The organism is Mycobacterium sp. NGS39, assembly GCF_059812765.1.
In genome coordinates this window covers 355,334-377,017 of sequence record NZ_JCALDH010000001.1, presented here as the reverse complement: position 1 = coordinate 377,017, position 21,684 = coordinate 355,334, and the positions used below count along the sequence as shown (strand labels likewise).

23 protein-coding genes are annotated in these 21,684 nt (G+C 67.9%); 10 read left to right on the top strand and 13 right to left on the bottom strand.

Annotation, left to right across the window (positions count from 1 at the left end; genetic code table 11):
- Position 1: 1 nt before the first annotated feature.
- Together AC5Y39_RS01815 and AC5Y39_RS01810 are read left to right on the top strand one after the other, a co-directional pair.
- A complete protein-coding gene (locus AC5Y39_RS01815) occupies positions 2-733 on the top strand; it encodes an MBL fold metallo-hydrolase (protein WP_500016006.1) in 732 nt (243 codons plus the stop codon).
- Entirely contained in the window at positions 730-1,572 is an 843-nt protein-coding gene (locus AC5Y39_RS01810) for a class I SAM-dependent methyltransferase (protein ID WP_500016005.1), read from the top strand. Before AC5Y39_RS01815 ends, AC5Y39_RS01810 begins: the two co-directional genes overlap by 4 nt.
- A gap of 3 nt (positions 1,573-1,575) precedes the next feature.
- Here AC5Y39_RS01810 and AC5Y39_RS01805 read toward each other — a convergent pair whose 3' ends face one another.
- Positions 1,576-2,349 carry an enoyl-CoA hydratase/isomerase family protein gene (locus AC5Y39_RS01805; RefSeq protein ID WP_500016004.1) on the bottom strand — a complete coding sequence of 258 codons (774 nt, stop codon included), beginning with the start codon at positions 2,347-2,349 and terminating at the stop codon, positions 1,576-1,578.
- 9 nt (positions 2,350-2,358) lie between these two features.
- On the bottom strand, positions 2,359-2,853 hold the full coding sequence (locus AC5Y39_RS01800; protein WP_500016003.1) for a GNAT family N-acetyltransferase: 495 nt from the start codon (positions 2,851-2,853) through the stop codon (positions 2,359-2,361).
- A gap of 61 nt (positions 2,854-2,914) precedes the next feature.
- On the opposite strand from AC5Y39_RS01800, the gene AC5Y39_RS01795 reads away from it, so the two are divergent.
- Positions 2,915-3,766: an SDR family oxidoreductase gene (locus AC5Y39_RS01795; protein WP_500016002.1), complete on the top strand. Its 852-nt coding sequence runs from the start codon at positions 2,915-2,917 to the stop codon at positions 3,764-3,766.
- Here the strand turns inward: AC5Y39_RS01795 and AC5Y39_RS01790 are convergent.
- The 5 genes from AC5Y39_RS01790 to AC5Y39_RS01770 all read right to left on the bottom strand — a co-directional run bounded on the left by AC5Y39_RS01790 (position 3,763) and on the right by AC5Y39_RS01770 (position 7,618).
- Positions 3,763-4,311, bottom strand: a complete 549-nt coding sequence (locus tag AC5Y39_RS01790) for a hypothetical protein (RefSeq protein WP_500016001.1) — start codon at positions 4,309-4,311, stop codon at positions 3,763-3,765. The two genes, AC5Y39_RS01795 and AC5Y39_RS01790, sit on opposite strands and share 4 nt — an antisense overlap.
- Before the next feature lie 103 nt (positions 4,312-4,414).
- Positions 4,415-5,614: an O-succinylhomoserine sulfhydrylase gene (locus tag AC5Y39_RS01785; RefSeq protein WP_500016000.1), complete on the bottom strand. Its 1,200-nt coding sequence runs from the start codon at positions 5,612-5,614 to the stop codon at positions 4,415-4,417.
- Entirely contained in the window at positions 5,611-6,024 is a 414-nt protein-coding gene (locus AC5Y39_RS01780) for a rhodanese-like domain-containing protein (RefSeq protein ID WP_500015999.1), read from the bottom strand. Before AC5Y39_RS01780 ends, AC5Y39_RS01785 begins: the two co-directional genes overlap by 4 nt.
- 58 nt (positions 6,025-6,082) lie before the next feature.
- Positions 6,083-7,300 carry a formate-dependent phosphoribosylglycinamide formyltransferase gene (gene purT / locus AC5Y39_RS01775; protein WP_500015998.1) on the bottom strand — a complete coding sequence of 406 codons (1,218 nt, stop codon included), beginning with the start codon at positions 7,298-7,300 and terminating at the stop codon, positions 6,083-6,085.
- A gap of 24 nt (positions 7,301-7,324) precedes the next feature.
- Entirely contained in the window at positions 7,325-7,618 is a 294-nt protein-coding gene (locus tag AC5Y39_RS01770) for a UBP-type zinc finger domain-containing protein (protein ID WP_500015997.1), read from the bottom strand.
- A 19-nt stretch (positions 7,619-7,637) separates the two neighbouring features.
- Here AC5Y39_RS01770 and AC5Y39_RS01765 point away from each other — a divergent pair, with 19 nt between their 5' ends.
- Positions 7,638-9,236 carry a Na+/H+ antiporter gene (locus AC5Y39_RS01765; protein WP_500015996.1) on the top strand — a complete coding sequence of 533 codons (1,599 nt, stop codon included), beginning with the start codon at positions 7,638-7,640 and terminating at the stop codon, positions 9,234-9,236.
- Here the strand turns inward: AC5Y39_RS01765 and AC5Y39_RS01760 are convergent.
- Entirely contained in the window at positions 9,233-9,721 is a 489-nt protein-coding gene (locus tag AC5Y39_RS01760) for a MarR family winged helix-turn-helix transcriptional regulator (protein WP_500015995.1), read from the bottom strand. The genes AC5Y39_RS01765 and AC5Y39_RS01760 overlap by 4 nt on opposite strands.
- Before the next feature lie 56 nt (positions 9,722-9,777).
- Between AC5Y39_RS01760 and AC5Y39_RS01755 the strand changes: the two genes are divergently transcribed.
- Positions 9,778-11,841 carry an MMPL family transporter gene (locus AC5Y39_RS01755; protein ID WP_500015994.1) on the top strand — a complete coding sequence of 688 codons (2,064 nt, stop codon included), beginning with the start codon at positions 9,778-9,780 and terminating at the stop codon, positions 11,839-11,841.
- Here AC5Y39_RS01755 and AC5Y39_RS01750 read toward each other — a convergent pair.
- Complete coding sequence (locus AC5Y39_RS01750) at positions 11,798-12,913, bottom strand: VIT1/CCC1 transporter family protein (protein WP_500015993.1); 1,116 nt, start codon at positions 12,911-12,913, stop codon at positions 11,798-11,800. The genes AC5Y39_RS01755 and AC5Y39_RS01750 overlap by 44 nt on opposite strands.
- Before the next feature lie 287 nt (positions 12,914-13,200).
- Between AC5Y39_RS01750 and AC5Y39_RS01745 the strand changes: the two genes are divergently transcribed.
- The 5 genes from AC5Y39_RS01745 (at position 13,201) to AC5Y39_RS01725 (ending at position 18,198) form a co-directional block, all read left to right on the top strand.
- Positions 13,201-13,650 carry a lipoprotein LpqH gene (locus AC5Y39_RS01745; RefSeq protein WP_500015992.1) on the top strand — a complete coding sequence of 150 codons (450 nt, stop codon included), beginning with the start codon at positions 13,201-13,203 and terminating at the stop codon, positions 13,648-13,650.
- A gap of 53 nt (positions 13,651-13,703) precedes the next feature.
- Entirely contained in the window at positions 13,704-14,570 is an 867-nt protein-coding gene (locus AC5Y39_RS01740; protein WP_500015991.1) for an MAP_0585 family protein, read from the top strand.
- 173 nt (positions 14,571-14,743) lie between these two features.
- Positions 14,744-15,997: an alpha/beta hydrolase gene (locus AC5Y39_RS01735; protein WP_500015990.1), complete on the top strand. Its 1,254-nt coding sequence runs from the start codon at positions 14,744-14,746 to the stop codon at positions 15,995-15,997.
- 88 nt (positions 15,998-16,085) lie between these two features.
- Entirely contained in the window at positions 16,086-17,549 is a 1,464-nt protein-coding gene (locus AC5Y39_RS01730) for an alpha/beta hydrolase (protein ID WP_500015989.1), read from the top strand.
- 124 nt (positions 17,550-17,673) lie between these two features.
- On the top strand, positions 17,674-18,198 hold the full coding sequence (locus AC5Y39_RS01725) for a MarR family winged helix-turn-helix transcriptional regulator (RefSeq protein WP_500015988.1): 525 nt from the start codon (positions 17,674-17,676) through the stop codon (positions 18,196-18,198).
- Between the two features lie 20 nt (positions 18,199-18,218).
- Here the strand turns inward: AC5Y39_RS01725 and AC5Y39_RS01720 are convergent, their stop codons facing one another.
- From AC5Y39_RS01720 to AC5Y39_RS01705, 4 genes are all read right to left on the bottom strand, one after another.
- Complete coding sequence (locus AC5Y39_RS01720) at positions 18,219-18,665, bottom strand: STAS domain-containing protein (protein ID WP_500015987.1); 447 nt, start codon at positions 18,663-18,665, stop codon at positions 18,219-18,221.
- Between the two features lie 277 nt (positions 18,666-18,942).
- Positions 18,943-19,725: a molybdate ABC transporter substrate-binding protein gene (modA, locus tag AC5Y39_RS01715; protein ID WP_500015986.1), complete on the bottom strand. Its 783-nt coding sequence runs from the start codon at positions 19,723-19,725 to the stop codon at positions 18,943-18,945.
- 26 nt (positions 19,726-19,751) lie between these two features.
- A complete protein-coding gene (locus AC5Y39_RS01710; protein ID WP_500015985.1) occupies positions 19,752-20,381 on the bottom strand; it encodes a PaaI family thioesterase in 630 nt (209 codons plus the stop codon).
- Positions 20,378-21,676, bottom strand: coding sequence for an adenylosuccinate synthase (locus AC5Y39_RS01705; RefSeq protein ID WP_500015984.1), 1,299 nt, complete (start codon positions 21,674-21,676; stop codon positions 20,378-20,380). Before AC5Y39_RS01705 ends, AC5Y39_RS01710 begins: the two co-directional genes overlap by 4 nt.
- Positions 21,677-21,684: the final 8 nt, after the last annotated feature.

Below are 21,684 nucleotides of genomic sequence, written 5' to 3'. Positions count from 1 at the left end.
CATGGCGTGGGGGATCACATCTGTCAGCGACAACGTTCATTTCGTGCAGGGCGAGCTGGTGAACTGGGCGGTGGCGACGTCCGATGACGGTGTGACACTTTTCGACGCGGGGCTACCCGGGGATCGCGACGACGTGGTGGCGTCGCTGTCCGAATTGGGTGCGACACCCGGCGACGTGCGGGCCATCGTGTTGACCCATGCCCACGTCGACCACTTGGGATCGGCCATCTGGTTCGCGAAAACCCATGGCACACAAGTGTTTTGTCACCCCGACGAGGTCGGCCACGCCAAGCGCGAATATCTGGAGCAGGTTTCGCCGCTGGACGTCGCGATGAACATCTGGCGGCCGCGGTGGGCGCCGTGGGCGGTGCGGCTACTGCGCAAGGGCGGCACCGTGCGGGACGGCATTCCCACCGCGCAGGCGTTGACCGCCGACATCGCCGCAACACTGCCCGGCCAGCCGATGGCCATTCCGACACCCGGCCACACCGGCGGACACTGCAGCTTCGTCGTCGACGGCGTGCTCGTCACCGGCGACGCGCTGGTCACCGCGCACGCGGTCAGCCGCCGGCGCGGCCCACAGCTACTGCCGTCGGTGTTCAACCACGACGACGACGGCTGCCGGCGCAGCCTGGGTGCGCTCGAGCTTCTGGACACCGACGTGCTGCTGCCGGGGCACGGGCCGCTTTGGCGGGGGCCGATCCGCGAGGCCGTCAAGCAGGCACTGGCGTGACGGACCCGCTCAAAGAGGCACTGCGTGACATGTGGTCCTCGGCAGCACCCGCGTGGGCTGAGCACGCCGAGGCGGTAGACGAGTTCGGGAGGCCAGTCACCGAAGCCATGCTCGCGATGGCAGGTGTGCGGGCTGGGATGCGAGTACTCGATCTGGCCTGTGGTGCTGGTGGTGTAGGTCTGGCGGCCGCGCAAATAGTCGGACCCGGTGGCGAAGTGGTGTTGTCCGACGTCACACCGCAGATGACGGCGGTTGCGGCCGAACGCGCCGACGGCCGGGCGCTGTCCAATGTGAAGGCCGTACAACTCGACATGCAAGACATCGTGTTTCCAGATGCTTCGTTCGACGTGGTGCTCTGCCGCGACGGGTTGACTATGGTGTTGGATCCTCTTGCTGCACTGCGGGAGTCGTTTCGAGTGCTAGTGCCGGGTGGTCGCGCAGCGTTCTCGGTGTGGGGCCCCAGTGAGCGAAACCCGTGGGTGGCGCTGCTGTTCGACGTCATCACCTCACACACCGGCGTACCGTCACCGCCGCCGGGCATGCCGGACGCATTCGGCTTGGCCGGTTACGGTCACTTGGAACCCCTGATGGCCGCGGCGAGGTTCGCCGACATCGCCGTTCGAGAGGTCTCGATGCGCTGGATTGTGCGGTCGTTCGACGAATGGTGGTCGGTGCTCACCGCACTAGCGGGCCCGGTTCGGCCGTTGCTTTCGATGCAGCCTCCGGAGACGATCGCCGCGATGAAAGCGCAAGCCAAGGTCGCGGTCGAGCAATTCCACACGGAGACAGGGCAAATCGAGCTACCCGGGCTCAGCTTCGTGGGGTGCGGCGTCCACTGACTCTCAGCGCCCGCGCCAGACGGGTTTGCGTTTATCCAGCCATGCACTCACACCTTCGGCCGCATCTTGTGTCGCGGCAGCGACTTTGCGCATGGTCTCACCGAAGCGCACCGCTTCGATCCAGCCCATGTCGGCGCTTCGCCATGCGACCTCCTTGGTAGCCCGTTGCGCCAGCGGGGCGGCTTCGGTGAGGGTGCGGGCCCACTCTCGAGCCTCTGCCTGCAGCTCGTCTGGCTCGACCAACTTCCACACCAGACCGATCTCATAGGCCCGCTCGGCGCTCATCCGCTTCCCGGTCAACAGCAATTCCATCGCATGTGCCCACCGCACCCGCTGCGGCAACCGGATCGCGCCGACGATCGTCGGAACGCCAAGCGCCACTTCGGGAAACGAAAATGTTGACTCAGTGCTGGCAATGACGAAGTCGCAGAACAGGATTCCGGTCAAGCCGTAGCCGATGCACGGGCCATGCACCGCAGCGATCGTCGGCTTGAACAGCTCCATCCCAGACTCGAAGGAATTGATCGTCGGCTTCTCCCAGAAGGTGCCGGCGAAGGTGCCGACCGAGCCCTCGCCGTCCTTCAAGTCGCCCCCTGCGCAGAACACGTCGCCGTTTGCCGCCAGGATGGCGACCCAGGCGTCCTCCTCGTCGCGAAACCTGTTCCATGCCGCGTTGAGATCCTGGCGCAGTGCGCCGTTGATCGCGTTGCGCGCCTCGGGGCGGTTGAGGGTGATCGTGGCGATGTGGTCTTGCAGCTCATACGTGACGAGGCTCATGACTGCACCCTAGGTTCGCGCCAGCACCTTCAGGAAGGCGACCGGATAGACCTCGCGTTCGCCGGGCAACGGCTCGGGCAGCCGGGTATAACCGCGCGACAGGTACAACGCCTCGGCTTCGGGCTGGCGGTCACCGGTGGTCAGGTACACCCGACGGTAGCCGCGCTGGGCGATCAGCGACTCCAACTCGGCCAGCAGTGCGCGGGCGTGGCCGCGGCGCCGGTACGCACGGTCGGTCCAGATGCGTTTCAGCTCAGCGGTTTGCGCGTCGAACCGGCGGAATGCGCCGCCCGTCACCGGCTTTCCGTCGAACAGCCCCAACAGCATCGCGCCGTGCGGCGGGGCAAATTCGTGGGCCGGGTAACCGCGCAACCAGTTCAGGATGCGGCCGTGGTCGCCGGCGTAGCGCTCGGCGTACTCGGCGGCCAGCTCTGTCAACAGCGGCGCAGCGAGCGGGTCGTCCTGTGAGACCGCGACGAATCGCAGCAGAGCCGGCCCGGTCATGCCTCCCATCCTGCCGCGGCAGCGGCCGAGCGCGAACTTGACAGGCGTAAAGTTCGGCGCCATGGACAACATCAGCGGTAAGACCATCGCGATCACCGGCGCCGCGCGGGGCATCGGCCACGCGACCGCTCAGGCGCTGCTGCGGCGCGGAGCGCGGGTGGTGATCGGCGACCGCGACGTCAATGCGCTCGAGGCCGCGGTGTCGGCGCTGGACCGGCTGGGACCTGTGTCGGGCTATCCGCTGGACGTCACCAACCGGCAGTCGTTCGGCGAATTCCTGGACAAGGCGCGCAGCGAGGGCGGCGGGCACATCGACGTGCTGATCAACAACGCCGGGGTGATGCCGATTGGTCCCTTCTTGCAGCAGTCCGAGCAGGCGATCCGCTCGGCGATCGAGGTCAACTTCTACGGCGTGCTGAACGGCTGTCAGCTGGTGCTGCCGGAGATGGTGGCCCGCCGCAGCGGGCACATCGTCAACATTGCCTCGATGGCGGGCATGACAGCGGTGCCGGGTCAGGTGGTGTACGCGGGCACCAAGTTCGCGGTCGTCGGGCTGTCCACGGCAATGGCCGACGAATTCGCACCGCAGGGAATAGAAGTCAGCGCGATCCTGCCGACGTTCACCAACACCGAGTTGATCGCGGGCACGCACACCAGCTCCGCGCAGAAGCCGGTGCAGCCGGAAGACATTGCCGCGGCGGTGGTCAAGGTGCTGGACAAGCCGACCACGCTGGTGTCGGTGCCGCGGCAATTGCGGTTCATTGCCGCGCTGGCGCAGATGCTCGGTCCGCGAGGCCGGCGCTGGCTGAACCGCAAGCTCGGCAACGACCGCGTGTTCTTGGAATTCGACTCGACGGCTCGGCAACCTTACGAGGACCGCGCCCAGCACGCGCTGGGGGTCGACGACGGCTAGAGGTCCGGCGGCGGCTGCCCAGCGCGGTATGCCTCGATCGCGTCGATGTTCTCGAAGAAGCGCTCGGGCGAAAGCCGCAGCGCGCTGACGTTCAAGCCGGTGCCGACCAGCATCACCGACACGCTGTCGGGGAAGTCGTCGTGATCCTCGAGCTCGCTTTCGATGGTGAAGAACACCCGCGTGACCGCCTCGACTTCGTCGTCGTCGGGCTCGAAACCCGACGGAGCGAAGTGCCACACCGCCAAGCCGTGGATTGAATGTTCAGCGTCAAATGTCCAGCCGCGCTGGGTGATTCGGCGGTCGAAGCGGTCAGCCTGCGCCAGTAGATCCAAAAGTTCGTCGGGGTGGCTGTCGTCGATTTCCTCGCCGACGCCAAGCACGACGTCCGTGATGTCGCGGGCATGGACGACGGTCAGCGCCCGGTCGAGCAGGTCCTCTTCGATCTCGTCGATCTCCTCCAGCAGCGACGTCAACGCCACCCATTCGGCACGCCGGGTTTGCCGCCTCTTACGACGCGCCTTCTTCGCGGCGCTCGGCTTGGACATGTGCCAGATGCTACGACGGCTTCGCGCGAAGTTGTCGGATGCGACGACCATCATGCCGGCATGGGGGAGGTGATCCGAGGCAGCGAGGCCGCACGTGCGAGAGCTACTTCAGCGCTTGGTCGAGGTCGTCGATCAGATCGTCGGTGCCTTCCAGCCCGACGGAGATCCGCACCACGCCGTCGCCCAGGCCGATCGCCGCCCGGCCTTCGGGGCCCATCGCTCGGTGCGTCGTGGTGGCCGGGTGCGTGATCAGCGACTTCGCGTCGCCGAGGTTGTTGCTGATGTCGATCAGCCGCAGCCTGTCCAGCACCTCGAACGCACGCTCCTTGGTGCCGCCTTCCAGCTCGAAGGTGACGACGGTGCCGCCGCCGGTCATCTGCCGCTTGGCCAGGTCGTACTGCGGATGCGAGGGCAGAAACGGGTAGCGCACCCAACTCACCGCCGGGTGGTTCTCCAGGAACTCCGCGATCCGCAATGCCGAGGCGGTGCTGTACTCCATCCGCACCGCCAACGTCTCCAGAGCCTTGAGCAGCAGCCATGCGTTGAAGGCACTGATCGCCGGCCCGGTGTGACGCATCAGCTTCTGCACCGGCCCGTCGATGTATTCCTTGTCGCCCAGGATCGCGCCGCCCAGCACCCGACCCTGCCCGTCGATGTGCTTGGTCGCCGAGTAGACGACCACGTCGACGCCCAGCGGAAAGCCCTGCTGCAGCAGCGGAGTGGCAAAGACGTTGTCCAGCACCACTTTTGCACCCGCCGCGTGCGCCAGCTGGCACACCGCTTCGATGTCCACCAGCGACTGCATCGGATTCGACGGCGTCTCGAAGAACACCGCCTGCGTGGGCACCGACAGCGCTTCTTCCCACTGCGACAGATCGTCACCGTCGACGAACACGGTCTCCACACCCCAGCGCGGCAGGATCTCGTCGCACACCACGAAGCAAGACCCGAACAGGCTGCGGGCCGCCACCAGCCGGTCGCCCGCTCCCAGCAGCGCCCCCAGTGAGGTGAATACCGCAGCCATGCCTGTCGCGGTCGCAAAGCATGCTGGCGCGCCTTCGATCAGCCGAAGCCGCTCCTCGAACATCGAGATTGTCGGGTTGCCGTACCGCGAATACACGTAGCGATCGATGCCGCCGGCGAACGCCTCCTCGGCTTCAGCAGCGTTGGAGTACACGTACCCCGACGTCAGGTACATGGCCTCGGCCGTTTCCTCGAAGCCGGACCGCATCAGCGCGCCGCGCACGCCGATGGTGGCCTGGCTGACGCCCTCGGGCAGCTCGGCAGGATCTTTGATACTCATGTCTGTTTCCAGGGCAAACCCACTGCGCGCCAACCCGATCCGCCGCGATGCCCGTGCTCGTCGAGGTGTCCCTCGAACCCGTCCAATACGTTGTAGGACGGGCCGATGCCGGCTGCCGTCGCAGCCTTAGCGGCGCCGATCGACCGGTTGCCCGAGCGACACAGGAAGACCACGGGTCGTTCACCGGGCTCGACACCGGCCTGGATCAGTTCGTCGATGAACTTTTCGTTGTGTGTGCCGTCCACCCTCGACCACTCGACGTACACGACGTCACGGCCCAGACCCGAGATGTCGGGAACTCCGACGAACCGCCATTCGGCATCGGTGCGGCAGTCTACGAGCACCGCGTCGGGGTTGTCGCTCAGCAGTTTCCAAGCCTCTTCGGGCGTGATGTCACCTGCGTAGCTCACGTTCCGAAGTCTCCCACAAGATGTTCTGCTCTTCGCGCGAGCGCTCATCGCCCGCGCATCACCAGAACTTCCGCAGAGCGGCGGCCACGCGGTGCACCCGCTCGCGAGCAGTGGTCACATCGGGCGCGGTGGCCAGCGCCACACCTTGGCGGCGGCGGGGATGAGACGCGGCGTGCCCGAAGATCCGCACGTCGCTTTCCGGCACGGCGAGCGCGTCCGTCAGCGCCTGCGTCGCCCGCTCGGTGTCGACGTCACCGTCAGGTGCGGCGAGCTGGCTGTGGGCGTAGACCACCTGACCGGCGCCAGGCGTGATCATGATCGTGTCCAGCGGCAGGCCCAGGATCGCGCGGGCGTGCAGCTCGAACTGCGAGAGCCGCTGCGAGCGCAGCGTCACCAGCCCGGTGTCGGTGAGCCGGGGGCTGACGTCGACGAAGTACACCTCGTCGCCCTTGACCAGCAGCTCCACCCCGTACACCCCGCGGCCGCCGAGGCCGTTAATAATCCGCGCCGCAATCGACTTGGCCGCGTCCCTGGCCGCCGCCGTCATGGCTTGCGGCTGCCAGCACTCCAGCAGTCCGCCGTCGACCTGCCGGTGCCCGATCGGCGCGCAGAACTGCACCTCGCCGCGCCCGGCGCCGCGCACGGTCAGCAGCGTCACCTCGTGGTCGATGTCCACCATGGTCTCGGCCATCACCCGCGTGTTGGCCACTCGACCACCCGCCGCGACCGCCCGGTCCCACGCCGGCGCCACGTCCTCGGGCCGCAGCAGCACCGACTCGCCCTCCCCCGGGCTGCCGCTCACCGGCCGCACCACCAGCGGGAAGCCTGCGTGCTGCGCGATCGCGGCCAGCTCGTCGGGCGACCCGGCAAACCAGAACGGCGCGGTCGGCAACCCGAGCTCGTCAGCGGCCAGCCTGCGCAGGCCCTCGCGGTCACCGCACAGCTGCGTGCTGCGGGGGGTGGGCACCACGTCGGTCAGCCCAGCCTCGGCGACGGCCAGCAGCGCGTCGTAGGCGACGGCGGGCGTGCCGTCGGCGTCGACGGCGTCGGTCACGACGTAGTCAGGGCGCTCGCGGTCAATCAGCGCGGTCAGCTCGTCGGCGTCGGTCATCTTGATCACGACACTGCGGTCGGCTGCGTCGTGCGCGGGCGCATCGGCCTGGCGGTCGACCGCCGTCACCACCACTCCGAGCCGCTGCAACGCGGTGACCAGCTCGCGGCTCAACTCGCCGGCGCCGAGCAGCATCAGGCTCAGCGGCCGCGATTCGTCGGTCACCTCGTCAGCCTCCCAGATCGACGCTCAGCCGAGCAGGACGTCCACGTAGCACCACCGCCAGCTCTCGCCCGGCTCGGCCGACTGCATCACCGGATGACCAGTCGCCCGGTAGTGGGCGGTGGCGTGCTTGTGGAGGCTGGAGTCGCAGCAACCGACGTGCCCGCAGCTCAAGCACAGTCGCAAGTGCGCCCAGGTGGACTCGCCCAGTTCGGAGCACTCCTGACAGCGGCCGGGCGTCAGCGGCTGCGGCTCACGCGCGCCCGCGGCCGCAGCCAAGTGCTCGCAGGTCTCGGGGGGCTCGGGTGCGCGGCGCCGCATGCTGCTCAAGGATAGGGACGTGAACACGCCGCTGTTGCTGGTCCTTGTCGCGGCCGTGTTGCTGGCGGCGGTGGCTCGGCGCTACAACGTGTCCGCGCCATTGGCTCTGGTGGTCGCGGGACTGGTGACCGGCTTGATTCCCGGCGTGCCCGCTGTCGAACTGAACCCCGACTTCGTGCTGTCGGTGATTCTGCCGCCACTGCTGTGGTCGGCTGGCTTGCAGAGCTCCTATGTCGCGTTGCGCAAGAACTTTCGCCCCATCGCATTGCTGGCGGTCGGTCTGCCGCTGGCGACAGCGTTCACGGTCGGCTTCGTCGCGTACCGCACTGTGCCCGAGCTGACGCCGGCCGCGGCGTTGACGCTCGGCGCGATCGTGGCGCCGCCCGACGCGATCGCCGCGCTCGCGGTGGGCCGCCGGCTGGGACTGCCGCGCAAGACCATGACGCTGCTCGGCGGCGAGAGCCTGCTCAACGACGCGACGGCGTTGACCGTCTACAAGGTGGCGCTGGCCGCGGCGATCGGCACCGCGGTCAGCTGGACGCAAGGCATAGGGACGTTCGCACTGGCTGCGGCCGGTGGTGGGGTGGTGGGCGCCCTGTTCGGCGTCACGGTGGACTTCATCAGGTCACGCCTCGACGACCCGCTGGTGGAAAGCGGCATCGGACTGGTGGCGCCGTTCGTCGTGTACCTGATCGCCGAGGAGATTCACAGCTCCGGGGTGCTGGCCGTCGTCGTCGCCGCGCTGTATCTGGGCCAGCGCTCCACGCACGCCAGCTATGCGACCCGGCTTCAGGACCAAGCGGTGTGGCGGGCCTTGCAGCTGATCCTGGAGTCGTTTGCGTTCCTGCTCATCGGTCTGCAGCTGCCCGGGGTGGTGCGCGAGATGCGCGGGATGCCGGCGGCGACGGTCATCTGGTCGTCGGTGGCGGTGTTCTTGACGGTGCTGCTGGTGCGGATCGCGTGGGTGTACCTGTTCACGTACCTGCCGCGGGCTCTGTTCGCCGGCAAGCGTGAAGGCGACCCGAAACCCACGCCGGCTCAGGTCTTCGTGCTGGCGTGGGCCGGAATGCGCGGCGTGGTCTCGCTGGCCGCGGCGTTCGCGGTGCCGCTGTCGACGGTGTCCGGTGCGCCGTTTCCGGGCCGGCCGCACCTGGTGTTCCTGACGTTCGTGGTGGTGATCGGCACGCTTCTGCTGCACGGACTGACCCTGCCGTGGTTCGTCCGGATCCTCGGCGTGCAAAGCGACGAGGCGCAGCGCGACGCGGTCACTTTGGCGGCGGCTCAAGACCGTGCCGCCCGCGCGGCCGAGGCACGGCTCGAGGAGCTGCTCGCCGAGCAGCAACAGCGCGGCCCCGCTGACGTCCACGAGCATGCGGCGAAGATCCTTCAGCACTGGAACGAGCGGCGCCGCAACGCCGCTTGGGAGCGGCTGGGCCGAAGCGACGAGGAAATCGGCGAGGGGCCGGCCTCGGCGTTTCGTCGCTTGCGCCTGGAAATGCTTGCCGCAGAACGCAAGACGTTCATCGAGGAGCGCGACGCGGGCCGTATCGACGACGAGGTGCTGCGCACGGCGTTGCGTGGGCTCGACCTGGAGGAGGCCACGCTCAACCGCGACTAGGTTGAGTCTTCGCCGAGTTCGGCTTCGAATGCCCGCATCGCGGCGATCAGCGCGGTGAACACGCGATGGGCAGCGGCCAGGTCGTCGTCGGGCAGCTCTGCCATCGCCTCGCGGGTGTGCTCGGCCAGCGGGGCGAAAAACGCACGGGCGAGGGCCATTCCGTGTTCGGCGTACCGCAGCATCACCTTGCGGCGGTCGGCCGGATGAACTTCTCGGCGAAGGTGGTCGGACTTGATCATCCGCTCGACCAAATAGGTGATCGCTGCCCCGGACACACCCATGCGGTCGCGCAGCTCACCGGACGTGAGCGGCTCGCCCGCGCTGTCGGCCACCATCACATGCAGCAGCGCCCGAAAGTCGTTAGGACTCACGCCATGTCGTGCCGCAAACAGCCGGCCGATCTGATCCGATTCGGCAGACAGCGCGCGGACGTCGGCGGAGATCTGCTCTTCGAGCTCCGCGCGTGCAGGCCGCTCCTTCGTCATCGACAGCAGCATACCTTCATTTGCTTAACTGTTAAGTATCTGAAATTATGCGCTGCATGTTCTGGGACAGGCTTGCAGCCGCAGTCACGGGCCGTCGGTCGTGGCTGATCGCGCTGGCCGTCGCGCTTCTCGGTGGCGCCTTGATGGGCTTCGTCGGCAGCAACGCGGCCAGTACCCAGGCGCCGCAATCGTTGCCCGCCAACAGCGAATCGGCGCGCGCCGACGCCGCCGCCGAGCACTTCCCGGGCGGCACCGCAGCAGCGGCGATCGTCGTGGTGACCCGCGCCGACGGCGGTGTGCTGAGTCCCGCCGACCTTTCGGCCGTCGGCTCGGTCGCGGGAACCCCGCCGATCCCGTCGCAGGACGGCAAGGCGGCTATCGCCCCGGTGCCGCTGGACCCTGCGCTGTCAGGATTCGCGCTGCGCGACGCGATCGCGTCGCTGCGCCACTTAGCCGACGACCGATTGCCGGACACTCTCACCGCGCACGTCACCGGCGGCCCGGCCTTCGGTGCCGACATCGCGAACTCGTTCAGCGGCGCGAACATCACGCTGCTGATCGTCACCGCACTAGTTGTGGCCCTTCTGCTGATCGTGACGTACCGCTCGCCGGTGCTGTGGCTGGTGCCGCTGGCCGTCATCGGGTTCGCCGATCGGGTCGCCAGCGGGGTGGGCACCGCAGTCGCCGACGCGACCGGGTTGACGTTCGACGGGTCGACCTCCGGCATCACCAGCGTGCTGGTGTTCGGCGCCGGAACCAACTATGCGTTGCTGTTGATCTCGCGGTACCGAGAAGAGCTGCGGCACAACGCAGATCATCGCTCTGCGCTGCGAACCGCGGTGCGCAGCGCCGGCCCCGCGATCGCCGCGAGCAACGCGACTGTGGTCCTGGCTCTGCTCACCCTGCTACTGGCGGTCATCCCTAGCACGCGAAGCCTAGGCGCGCTGGCTGCGTGCGGGCTGGTGGTGGCCGCGGTGTTCGTGCTGCTGGTGCTGCCGCCGCTGCTGGCTCTGTTCGGCAAGCGGTTGTTCTGGCCCTTCGTTCCGCGCCCGGGCAGCGCCGAGACCGTCGACACCGGTCCGTGGCACCGCGTCGCAGAGGCTGTGTCACGGTGTCCGACATTGGTAGGCGGCGTTGCGATCGTCGTGCTGGCGGTGCTGGCGACCGGTCTTGCAGGCACCAAGATCGGGCTTTCGCAGACGCAGCAGTTCCGGGTCAATGCCGACTCGGTGGCCGGATTCGACGTGCTCGCAACACATTTCCCCGGTGGATTCTCCGATCCGACGGTCGTCGTCGCCCAGACCGCTCACACGGCTGCGGTGCAGCAGGCGATCGACGGCACACCGGGCGCGGTGTCGGCTCGGGTCACCGGCCAGTCGCCGACCGGGCTGAGCCGGTGGTCGGTGATCGTCGATGCCGCACCAGCGTCGGACGGTGCCTTCAAAGCCGTTGGCGCGCTTCGTGATTCAGTGCATTCAGCAGACCCGAGCGCGCTGGTCGGCGGCTCGGACGCGAAAGCGCTCGACGTGCGCGACGCCGCCGCCCGGGATCGGCTCGTCGTCATTCCGGCGATCCTGGCCGTCGTGCTGCTGGTGTTGTACCTGCTGCTGCGCGCGGCGCTGGCGCCACTGGTGCTGATCGCGGCCACCGTGCTGTCCGCGTTTGCCGCCCTCGGACTCGGCAGCTGGGCCAGCATCCACGTGTTCGGCTTCCCCGCGCTCGACAACAGCACTCCGCTGTTCGCGCTCCTGTTCTTGGTCGCGCTCGGGGTGGACTACACAATCTTTTTGGTCACCCGCGCCCGCGAAGAGACAACCCGGCACGGCACGCGGCAGGGGATGGTGCGCGCAGTCTCGGCGACGGGCGGGGTGATCACCAGCGCCGGCATCGTGCTGGCAGCAGTGTTCTGCGTGCTCGGCGTCCTGCCGCTGATTGTGATGACACAGCTGGGAATCATTGTGGGCCTTGGCATTCTGCTCGACACGTTCGTGGTGCGCACGCTTGTCATCCCAGCCTTGTTCGCGTTGATCGGCTCGGCGATCTGGTGGCCCGCAATCAAATCCGAAGACGATTCGGCTAGCCGCCCGCAGTCCCGAACAACAAGCCCAGCAGGTAGGTGATGGTGGCCGCGCCGTAGCCGATCAGCAGCTGACGCAACGCCCGGCGCAGCGGCGAGCCGCCCGACAGCAGACCGACCACCGCGCCCGTCGCCAACAAGGTGAGCCCGACCAGCGCGGCAGCGACCACCAACGCCGCGATTCCGCGCAGGCCCGCGAGAAACGGCAGGACCGGGATCAGCGCACCGGAGGCGAAGAAACAGAAGCTGGACGCCGCCGCCCGCATACCCGTTCCGATCGCCTCGCTGCGTTCGGCGTGGCTCTGGCCGCTGTCCGCACTGCCCAAGTGAGGCTGCTGACTGCGCAGAACTTCGTCGGCGTGGGCACTGGCCTGCGCCGCGTCCATGCCCCGCGCCCGGTAGATCAGCGCCAGCTCGTTGGCGTCGACGTCCAGCTGCGGCACCGCCGAGCTCGCCTGCGGGTGCGGGATGGACGCATCCAGCAGCTCGCGTTGCGAACTGACCGACACGTACTCACCGGCGCCCATCGACAGCGCTCCGGCGAGCAACCCGGCCAGCCCGGTGGCCAGCACCGTGTGCCCCGACGCCCCGGTTGCGCTGACACCCAGCACCAGCGCCAAGTTGCTGACGAGCCCGTCGTTGGCGCCGAACACCGCCGCGCGGAAGGTGCCCGACAACCGGTCGCGGCCCCGGCTGGCCAGTGCACGCACCACCTCCTCGTGGATGGTTTCGTCGGCCGCCATCGTCGGGGTGGCGTCGACGTCGGTGTCGTAGGCCGACCGGCCCTCGGCACGCTGCGCCAAGGCCAGCACGAACACCGATCCGAAGTGGCGCGCCAGAAAGCCGAGCATCCGCGTGCGCAGATCCGGACGGCGCGGCTTGCCGACCTGCGCACCGAGCAGGTCGAGCCAGTGCCGCTCGTGGCGGGCTTCAGCGGCGGCCAGCGCCAGCAGGATCTCGCGTTCCTCACCGCTGCGGCGTTGCGCCAGATCGCGGTAGACGGCTGCCTCCGCGCGCTCGTTGGCCAAGTGTCGCCGCCAGCGGCGCAGATCGGACGCGCTCGGGCCTCCCGCAGCGTCGCGTCGCGATTGCGCCGACTCGAAGTCAGAGTCCATGAGGGCATTGTCGTCCCGGCACTGACAACGCCGCCGTCGAACACCCGACCGACACGACTCGAGCCCAATCCACAGCAAAGGCAAAGGGATTCATAGCCTGCACACATACGTGCTGATAGCCGCGCCACGGGAGCGTAACGAGACGAGCCCGTCGGGCTGTCTGAGCGCTCCGGTCGCTTCCCGCCGTGCGCGTCTTGGGTAAGAGTCTGTGTCAGCACGGCGGCGGCCGGCATCGAGTTGCCGCCGAGATGCATCTTCATCGGTGAAACCAGGCAAAGGAGAACGGGTTGAAGCGCGAATTGATGTTCGGTCTCGCGGCTGCGGGCATGGTGGCCGCGACGCTGGCGGGCTGTTCGGGTGGTAAGTCCAACGAGAGTTCGTCGACGTCGTCGGCACCTGCGGCCGGCCCGGCCGTGATCGTGGACGGGCAGAGTCAGAACGTCAGCGGCCAAGCCAGCTGCACCACCTCCGGGGACAACGTCAACATCGGCATCGGTGACCCGACGAACGGTGTCGGCGCGGTGGTCACCACCGCGAATCCACCAGCGGTGCACTCGGTGGGGCTCGGCGTGGTCAACGGCGTGACATTGGGCTATTCCGATGCGGCCAACCAGGGCAGCGCGACCGCATCGCTGAACGGGAAGTCCTACAAGATCACCGGCACCGCAACGGGTTTCGACAGCGGTACGCAGCAGCAGGTGTCACGTTCGTTCGAGCTGGACGTCACCTGCCCGTAGAGATACTCGCCCGGCGAGTATGCCAGCAGAACCTTCAAAGAAAGGGAACAACTTTGTACGTCAGAAAAATAGCCGGCGCGGCGGTCGCCGCCGGACTCGGCCTATCGGCGATTCTGTGGGGCGCGGGCCCGGCCGTCGCCGAGCCGTGCGGTCAGGGCGGCAACCAGCAAAACTGCCAGCCCGGCCCGAGCGGGCCAGGCCAGCAGGGCAATTCGCCACAGAGCCCGCAGGACAGCAACCGCCAAGGCTCGCAAGGCAACTCACCGCAGAGCCCACAAAGCAATGCGCCGCAGAGTCCGCAGGGCAACGCGCAGAGTCCGCAGAACAATACGCCCCAAGCGCCGCAAGGCAATTCACCACAGGGTCCGCAGGACAACAATCGCCAAGCGCCCCAAAGCAATTCGCCCCAGGTTCCGCAGGGTGACAACCGCCAAGCGCCCCAAGGCAATTCACCACAGGCTCCGCAGGGCGACCGGCCTGAGCAGGGCAACCAGCCGCAGGGCAACCAGCCGCAGGGCAATGCGCCGGTGAACAACGCTCCGCCGTACGTCCCGCCCGGGCATTTCGAGCGGGGCAACGACCAGGTCGGCGGACCTCGTGACGCACCGCACGGCTTCAGCACGCCTGGCAACGGTGCGCCGCCACCTCCGCCGGAACGCGGCCCCGGCTGGAACGACGGCCCGGCGCCGGGTGCGCCGCCGCCGAACTGGGATGGCCCGCCGCCTGCCGGGGGCTGGGACGGACCGCCGCCTCCAGGGGGATGGAACCGTCACTATGACGGCCCACCGCGCGACGTGGTCGCTGCCCGCGCTGATTTCGGGCCGTTCGACTACAACGGCTACACCGCCGTTCCGGTCTTCAACCCGCAGTTCGGGGGCTGGGGATTCTGGTACTTCGGAGTGTGGGTGCCCCTGTTCTGAGGGGATGCGCTTTCCGGCGTCGCGGACGGTCCGGCTGACGGGCCGTCCGCGGCGCCGGTTCCGCGTATCCGCCAAAGCGCTGGCAGTGACGCCGCCATTCAATAGGCTTCTCCGCGGGCACTGGGGACTCAGCGGCCAGTTCTCTTCGGCCGTCAAGACCGGGGGTGGCTGCGATGAGGGTCTCGCTGCTGGACGGGTGGCTTCCGTGGACGCTGCGGGCTGCGGCGTTGAGCGTGGCCCTGTTGGCCATCGGCTGGCGCACTCGGCACTGGCGGACACGGTGGCTGCCGATCGTCGCCGTCGCCGCAGCCGTCGGTGCTACCGCCGTCTGGTTCGCGGTGCCGACGGTGCTGGGCACGGATGATCCACTGCCTGCCGAGGCGCCGGTCTGGGTGGCCGCGCTCCTGTTCGCCGCGCTCATACTCGTCGCGGGCTGGCGCGGCGAGCGGTGGTGGCGACGCGGGCTGGCCGTGCTGGCGGTGCTGCTCAGCACGGTGACACTGGCCAACGCGGTCAACGCCGACGTCGGCTACTACCCCACATTGCGCGACGCGTGGTTGTCGATCTCGCATGCGCCGATGCCCGCTGTGATGCAGCTTTCCCAGCTGAGCGCCATCTCGCCGACCACCCGCACCGGGCGCGTCGTCGCCGTCTCGATACCGGCTACTGCCAGCCACTTCCGGCACCGACAAGAGTTCGTCTACCTGCCGCCGGCGTGGTTCGGCCAGCCCAGGCCGCAGCTGCCGGTGGTGGAGCTGATCGGCGGCGTGTTCGCCGCACCCGACGACTGGATCCGTGCCGGGCATGCGGTGCAGACCGCCGACGCCTACGCCGAGCAGCACGCCGGGCGCGCGCCGATTCTGGTGTTCGCCGACGCCACCGGTGATGTGGTCACCGACACCGAGTGCGTCGACGGCTCCGCCGGCAACGCCGAGGACCATCTCGTCGCCGACATCCCGACCTATCTGAGGTCGACGTTCGGCGCCGCGGCGGGCCCGCGGAGGTGGGCGGTGGCTGGCTGGTCGATGGGCGGCACCTGCGCGGTGAGCCTCGTGGTCGTACACGCCGGCGACTTCGGCAGCTTTGTCGACATCTCCGGTGATCTCGGACCCAACCTCGGCAGCAGACAAGACACCATCGCCCGATTGTTCAACGGCGACGCGGCGGCATGGGCCGCTCACGATCCGCTCACCGTGATGGCCCGTCACGGCCGCTACCACGACACCGCGGGGCGGTTCATCAGCGGCACCGCCGAGCCCACCCACCAACGCCACGCCAACCAGCTCGGTGCCGCGGCCCGCAAGGCCGGCATCGCCGCCGAGGTGCGAGTCCTGCCGGGAGAACACACCTGGAAGTTCGCCGCGCACGCGTTCGCCTCGGCCCTGCCGTGGCTCGCCGCGCGCCTGGAGTCGGACCCTACTCGGTGAAGTCCAGGGAATTCGGCGCAAGCTTTCAGGCTGATTGACAGGAAGGCTGGCTCAATGGCGTTGTGGTAGCAGGGGCGCAGCGGCGGCAATGATCAACCTGCTCTTCGACGCTCCGCCGGCACCGCCGTCACCCGCACCGCCATCCCCGGTGCCGCCGGTTCCACCGCCGGACTGGGTGCAGGCACGCCACGGCGTCTCTCTGCTCGGCGGGTGGCTACCCATCCTCGTCGAGGTCGCCGCCGTCGTCGCGGTGCTGGCCGCGGTCGGCTGGCGATCCCGGCGCTGGCGGCTGGTGTGGGTGCCGGTGAGTGTGGCCGCTGGAGCCGTCGCGGCGTTGGCGGCGCGGGCCTACGTCAATTCCGAGGGACTGGCCTCAGATCCGGCGCCCGTCCAGCTATGGCTGTGGACCGCCGTCTTCGTCGCCGCGACCGCAGTGGCCGTCGTCGGGTGGCGCGGCGCCAAGATCTGGCGTCGGGTGGTGTCGGTGCTGACCGTTCCGCTGACGCTGCTGGCGGTGCTGATCACCCTCAATCAATGGGTCGGCTACTACCCCACCGTCCAGGCGGCATGGAACGCACTGACCGCCGGGCCGCTGCCCGACGAAGTAGACGCCAACGATCTGCCCGCACTGCGTAACACGGCGGTGTCGACCGGCAAGCTGGTCAACGTCGACATCCCCGACGACGCCAGCGGCTTCAAGCATCGCAGCGAATACGTCTACCTGCCGCCCGCATGGTTCCTCGGCGACACACCGCCTCAGCTGCCGGCGGTGATGATGATCGGCGGCGAGTTCAACACGCCCGCCGACTGGATCCGCAGCGGCAACATCATGCCGGTCATCGACGGCTATGCCGCCAGCCACCCCGGGCAGGTGCCCATCTTCGTGTTCGTGGACGCCGGCGGCCGATTCAACAACGACACCGAATGCGTCAACGGCCCGCGCGGCAACGCCGCCGACCATCTCGTCAAAGACGTTCGGCCCTTTGTGATTTCGCGGTTCAACTCGGCGCCGGAGGCGGCCCGGTGGGCTGTCGTGGGCTGGTCGATGGGCGGCACCTGCGCAGTCGATCTGACGGTGATGCACCCCGAGCTGTTCTCCACCTTCGAAGACATCGCCGGCGATCACGGGCCGACCGCCGGAACCAAGCAACAGACGATCGATCGCCTCTACGGCGGCGACGCGGCGCAATGGGCCGCCTACGATCCGGCCACCGTCATGGCCGAACACGGACCCTACCGCGGCGTGGCGGGATGGTTCGAAGACACCATCAAACCGCCTGCGGACCAACTCAATTCGGTGGTCGGGCACCTCGGCGCACGCCCGCATTCGGCCGCCCCGCAGGGATTCGGCGGACACGACGAGGGCAAAGACGCCGACCAGGCCGGCGCCGCCGAAGACCTATGCGCGGCGGCGACGAAGGTGAACATCAGCTGTTCGGTGCACAGCCAGGTCAGCTACCACACCTGGCAGTTCGCCGCCCGCGCATTCGCCGACGCCCTGCCATGGATTGCCGCACGCATCACCACGCCGTCCCAGGCCGCCGGGCCCTGACCACAACCGGAGCTGTCGACCGGTTGGCCCTTGACGCCGCCCCAGCCGAAGCTGTGCGATGACTGAGTACCGCGACGATTCCCGCTTCGGCGGAGCAGTCAGCACCTGACGGAAACGGGCAGCCATGACCAAGCGCGCCGGCAAGCAGTTGTCCGGCCGCGCCGAATTGGAAGGACTGATGTCCGCGGACTTGCGTGCGCTCACCGCGCACTCCGAACGAATCGGCCGCTATTTCGCCCAGGGAACCGGCGTCGGCAACAACGATTTTCACGCGCTGCTGCAGATCATGGTCGCCGAGACAACCGGCGAGCCGTTGACCGCGGTCACCCTGCGCCGCCACATGAACGTCTCCCCTGCCACCATCACCTATCTGGTCGAGCGGATGATCACCGCCGGCCACATCCGCCGAGAACCCGACCCCACCGACGGCCGCCGTGCCCGACTGCGCTACACCACCGCGGGCATGGCGCTCGCACAGCAGTTCTTCACCAGGCTCGGCTCTCACATGCGCGGCGAAATGGCCGGGCTGACCGACGAGCAGCTCAGCTCCGCACACCAGGTGTTCAGGGCGATGGTCGCCGCGATGACGGCCTTCGAGGACGAACTCGTCGACATCCGCGATTCAGGGCCGACGTCAACCAAAGGCTAACGGCGCGAACCTATTTCGGCTCAGTTCTCCGACGTCATCAACCGCAACGTGCCCCGCGCGTGCTGCCGGATCCGCTGCAGCGCCTCGATCGCCGAGCCTACCGCCGGCAGCGTTTGGTCGGGATCGCCGATCCGCAGCAGTCGAACCACAGCCGAGCTGGTGATCACCGACCAGCACACGCCGTGCCGAGCACACTCCACGCTGACCGTTTGCAGCGCGCGCAAGCCGTCCATGCCGACGAAATCGGTGTCGGCCATGTCGAGGATCAGCGCGCCTTGCGTGGGCACCGCCTCGCGCAACCACAAGCTCACCGAGTCACTGTTGGCGGCGTCGATGTCGCCGCAGACCGTGATGATGGTCAGCGCGGGATCGGACACGCGTGCCCGCAGCCGGGCGCCTCGGCAGCTCAATTCGGCAACGCCGGATCCCGAATCCCCCTGCAGCCCGGTGAGTTTCAACTCGGCCATGGCGCTGGTCCTCATCTCCGCGCGGGACGCCGCGCGTTGCGTCGGCGCCGGCCGAAACGCCGTGGCGGTTCAGATGGCTCCGAAGAAGCCGTAGATGCCGGCTGCGATCTCAACCCGCAAGACGCCTCCGCGGCCGCATCTGCTGCCGATGGAGGTGTTTCACAATTTAGTCCTATCCGTCGCCGATGGATAGGTTTCGGACGTTTCTGCTACATGACAGTCAACAAGCGGCCGCGGTCGCTGTTCACCGGCACCTGCGGCCAACCGCCGCGCTTGTTCAAGGCTTGGCGAAACCGACTGCCGCCAACGTCTTCTGTCCGGCTTCACCGGTGACGAGATCGACGAATTTGTGTGCCAGTTCCGGATTCTGGGACTGCTCGAGGACGGCGATCGGATAGGTGTTGACCGCCGCTGCTGCTTCAGGGAACCCCACAGCGGTGACCTTGCTGCCCGCGGCTTGCGCGTCCGTGACATACACGACGCCGGCGTCGGCCTGCCCGGTCGTCACTTTGTTGAGAACGTCGGTGACTTGCGATTCTTCGCTCACCGGATCCAGGTGCACACCGGTGGCCTGCTCGACTTTCTGAGTGGCCGACCCGCAGGGCACCTGAGGCGCACACACCACCACCGACAACCCGGGTTGCGCCAAGTCCCGGAAAGAGGTGATCTTCTTTGGATTGCCCGGTGCCACAACGATTGTCAGCGTGTTCGAGGCGAAGTTGACCGGGTTCCCGGACAGCAGACCGGCCTGGGCAGCTTTGTTCATGTTGTTGGTGTCTGCCGAGGCGAAGACGTCAGCCGGGGCGCCCTGGGTCAACTGGGTGACCAGATCCGACGACCCGGCGAAGGAGAATTCGATGTCGGCACCAGGGTTGTCGGTTTTGAATTGTTCGCCTATCTCGGTGAATCCCTGTTTCAGCGATGCTGCAGCGAACACCACGAGTCTGCCGCTGGTCGACGACGAGGGCGCGGAAGTGTCCTTCGATGACCCGCTCTCGCATCCGGCGAGCAGCCCGACCGCGATGAGTACCGCCGCAACACGTCGAGCTGCGCGTTTCACGATTCCGCTCCGTTGATCGCCGAACGTTACGGCTGTCCGGGCAGGAGTCGCACCATCAGGCCGTGCGCCTCGGCGAGCACCGCGCCGTCGCCGTCGGTCAACTCCGCGGACACGAACGCCTTGCGACCTTCGGTCGAATCAACCCGGCCGCGGACGGTCAGCGGCTGGTCGACCGGTGTCACCTTGCGGTAGTCGACATGCAGAAACGCCGTGCGGCTGATAGGCCGGTTCGCCGCATGCACGACCATGCCGAACAGCCAGTCGAACAGCAACGGCAGGACGCCGCCGTGTACGGCGTTGTTCCCGCCCACGTGGTATCGGGTGAACTGTCCGCGCATTTCGACGCCGTCGGCCTGATACCGAGTGAGCACCCACGGCGGCAACAGCAGGCTGCCCATCCCGGGCAGTTTGGGCGAACGGCCCGCCGGGGCCACGCCCTCCGGCGCGACAGTGGGCGCCAGCAGCTCGACGAGCTCGTCGGCCCGATCAGCCGCCTTGTCCCAGTCGTCCTCGGACGGATTGGCCGACACCGCAAGGTCTTGCAGCCGGCGCATCGCGGTGACGAACCGGACAAAACCCGGCGGGGGGTCGGTGGCCTCGTAGTCCGGGAACCCGCCGTGCTTGCGGTAGTCGGGGTCCATCGGCTCGCTGCTCATGCGCCCGTCCGCAAAATGTCGCGCCGGACGATGGTCTGGTCGCGCCCCGGGCCGACGCCGATGCACGAAACATGCGCCCCCGCAAGCTCTTCCAGGCGCAGCACATAGTCGCGGGCTTTGGCTGGCAGGTCGTCGAACTCGCGCGCTCCGGAGATGTCCTCCCACCACCCGGGCAGCTCCTCGTAAACCGGTTCGGCGCGCATGAATTCGCTCTGCGTCATCGGCATCTCGTCGACCCGCCTGCCGTCGACCGTGTAGGCGACGCACACCGGGACCGTCTGCAAGCTGGACAGCACGTCGAGCTTGGTCAGGAAGTAGTCGGTAATGCCGTTGACGCGCGTCGCATAGCGGGCCACCACCGCGTCGAACCAGCCGCAGCGTCGGCGGCGGCCGGTGGTGACGCCGAACTCGCCGCCGGTCTTGACCAGATACTCGCCGTGCTCGTCGAACAACTCGGTGGGGAACGGCCCAGACCCCACTCTCGTGGTGTAGGCCTTGAGGATTCCGAGCACCGCGGTGATCTTCGTAGGACCGATGCCGGACCCCACGCACGCGCCGCCGGCGGTCGGATTCGACGACGTGACATAGGGATACGTGCCGTGGTCGACGTCGAGGAGGGTGCCTTGCGAGCCCTCGAGCAACACGGTCTCTCCGCGGTCGAGGGCGGTGTTCAGCAGCAGCCGGGTGTCGGCGATGCGATGCGCGAATCCTTCGGCCTGCCGTAGCACCGTGTCGACGACGGTGTCGGGGTCCAGCGCCTTGCGGTTGTAGATCTTGACCAGCACCTGGTTCTTGAATTCCAGTGCGGCTTCCACCTTTTGGGTCAACAGTGCCGGGTCGCGCACGTCGGCTACCCGGATACCCATGCGGGCGATCTTGTCCTGGTAGCACGGTCCGATGCCACGTCCGGTGGTGCCGATCTTCTTGTTGCCGAGGTAGCGCTCGGTCACCTTGTCGATCGCGACGTGGTACGGCATCAACAGGTGCGCGTCGGCCGCGATCAGCAGCCGCTCGGTGTCCACGCCGCGCTCCTCGAGTCCGCTGAGCTCCGACAGCAGAACGCCGGGGTCGATCACCACGCCGTTGCCGATCACGTTCGTGACGCCCGGCGTCAGAATGCCCGATGGAATCAGGTGCAGCGCAAAGTTCTCGCCGCTGGGCAACACCACGGTGTGCCCGGCGTTGTTGCCCCCCTGATAGCGCACCACCCACTGGACGCGGCCACCGAGCAGATCAGTGGCCTTGCCCTTTCCTTCGTCGCCCCATTGGGCGCCGATCAGGACGATTGCCGGCATGGCGTAGT

Excerpts from the sequence above, each read along its gene's own strand:
- AC5Y39_RS01735 (WP_500015990.1), top strand. The coding sequence starts at position 14,744 with ATGAGGGTCTCGCTGCTGGACGGGTGGCTTCCGTGGACGCTGCGGGCT.
- AC5Y39_RS01795 (WP_500016002.1), top strand. The coding sequence starts at position 2,915 with ATGGACAACATCAGCGGTAAGACCATCGCGATCACCGGCGCCGCGCGG.
- AC5Y39_RS01760 (WP_500015995.1), bottom strand. The coding sequence starts at position 9,721 with ATGACGAAGGAGCGGCCTGCACGCGCGGAGCTCGAAGAGCAGATCTCC.
- AC5Y39_RS01705 (WP_500015984.1), bottom strand. The coding sequence starts at position 21,676 with ATGCCGGCAATCGTCCTGATCGGCGCCCAATGGGGCGACGAAGGAAAG.
- AC5Y39_RS01710 (WP_500015985.1), bottom strand. The coding sequence starts at position 20,381 with ATGAGCAGCGAGCCGATGGACCCCGACTACCGCAAGCACGGCGGGTTC.
- AC5Y39_RS01785 (WP_500016000.1), bottom strand. The coding sequence starts at position 5,614 with ATGAGTATCAAAGATCCTGCCGAGCTGCCCGAGGGCGTCAGCCAGGCC.
- AC5Y39_RS01790 (WP_500016001.1), bottom strand. The coding sequence starts at position 4,311 with ATGTCCAAGCCGAGCGCCGCGAAGAAGGCGCGTCGTAAGAGGCGGCAA.
- AC5Y39_RS01720 (WP_500015987.1), bottom strand. The coding sequence starts at position 18,665 with ATGGCCGAGTTGAAACTCACCGGGCTGCAGGGGGATTCGGGATCCGGC.
- AC5Y39_RS01805 (WP_500016004.1), bottom strand. The coding sequence starts at position 2,349 with ATGAGCCTCGTCACGTATGAGCTGCAAGACCACATCGCCACGATCACC.
- AC5Y39_RS01815 (WP_500016006.1), top strand. The coding sequence starts at position 2 with ATGGCGTGGGGGATCACATCTGTCAGCGACAACGTTCATTTCGTGCAG.
- AC5Y39_RS01755 (WP_500015994.1), top strand. The coding sequence starts at position 9,778 with ATGTTCTGGGACAGGCTTGCAGCCGCAGTCACGGGCCGTCGGTCGTGG.
- AC5Y39_RS01800 (WP_500016003.1), bottom strand. The coding sequence starts at position 2,853 with ATGACCGGGCCGGCTCTGCTGCGATTCGTCGCGGTCTCACAGGACGAC.
- AC5Y39_RS01750 (WP_500015993.1), bottom strand. The coding sequence starts at position 12,913 with ATGGACTCTGACTTCGAGTCGGCGCAATCGCGACGCGACGCTGCGGGA.
- AC5Y39_RS01725 (WP_500015988.1), top strand. The coding sequence starts at position 17,674 with ATGACCAAGCGCGCCGGCAAGCAGTTGTCCGGCCGCGCCGAATTGGAA.
- AC5Y39_RS01730 (WP_500015989.1), top strand. The coding sequence starts at position 16,086 with ATGATCAACCTGCTCTTCGACGCTCCGCCGGCACCGCCGTCACCCGCA.
- AC5Y39_RS01770 (WP_500015997.1), bottom strand. The coding sequence starts at position 7,618 with ATGCGGCGCCGCGCACCCGAGCCCCCCGAGACCTGCGAGCACTTGGCT.